Below are 1169 nucleotides of genomic sequence, written 5' to 3' on the forward strand. Positions count from 1 at the left end.
GAAAACCCTTATCACGGTAAACTGTTGGTAAATGCTTTCCCGCCAGTATTACGGGATCGGTTTGGTGAAGAAATGGAACAACACCCGCTACGGGCAGAAATTATCGCCACAAAACTGACCAATAATATTGTCAATGATATGGGGCTGAATTTTGTCTTTCGTATGCAGGAAGAAACCGGCGCAACCCTCGATGAAATCGCTGACGCTTATGCCGTGGTAAAAGGGATATTCAATATCGAGTCCCTATGGAAACGGGTGGAAGCACTGGATAATGTCATTGCTGCCGATTTACAACTGGAAATACTGGAAAGTACTCGCCGCGTGATGCGCCGCACCGCCCGTTGGTATATTCGCCATGGCAATAAATCCTTAGGGATACATTCGGCAATAGAAGCATACCGAAATACATTTGAAAATCTGGCCAACAATTTAAAAGATTATTTGGTTGAGGAAGAATATGAGGCGTTAGAAGCCCAGACCCAACGTTTAGTGGAACAAGGGGTACCTGAAGACATTGCCTATCAGCTCGCCAGTTTCTCTAATCTGTTCTCCAGTTTGGATCTGGCCCAAATTAACGAAATTGATAAGCATGATACCTCGGTGATCGCTAAGTTGTATTTCCAACTAGGCTCTAAGCTTGAGTTACATTGGTTCCTTGAGCAAATCACTAATCAAAGCGTGACTAACCATTGGCAAGCATTGGCTCGAGCTTCCTATCGGGAAGAGCTTGACTGGCAGCAACGGGTAATTACTCTTAATTTGCTGCAATCACGCCCAGACAGTGATGATGCCGATGAGATCTTAAGCACATGGATGGACAACAACCAGACATTATTGAAACGTTGGTATCATATGATGTCGGAGTTTAAAACCAGCTCAATGCATGAATTTGCCAAATTTTCTGTGGCTTTACGTGAATTGATGCTTTTAAGCGCCAAGTCTAGCCATTAGAATACGCATATTCAAAAACGACGAAGCCCTGTTTTGACAGGGCTTTTTCATAGAGATTTACCATGCAATCCATTGCCCAAAAACTGCTGTTAAAATGTGATCCGGAAAAAAGCCACGATTTTGCCATAAAATGGCTGCATCGTACCCAGCACACGCCGTTACATCGTATGTACAGTCATGAAACGGTGTCAAAACCGGTTAAAGTGGCCGGTATTACC

At 43.8% G+C, this 1169-nt stretch carries 1 pseudogene; it reads left to right on the top strand.

Annotated elements, in window-relative coordinates:
* Positions 1–951, top strand: a pseudogene (locus V5298_RS20675) (NAD-glutamate dehydrogenase); the annotation flags it as partial.
* Positions 952–1169 lie beyond the last annotated feature (218 nt).

The sequence above is a fragment of the Alteromonas sp. 14N.309.X.WAT.G.H12 genome, from assembly GCF_036697315.1.
Lineage (GTDB): Bacteria > Pseudomonadota > Gammaproteobacteria > Enterobacterales > Alteromonadaceae > Alteromonas.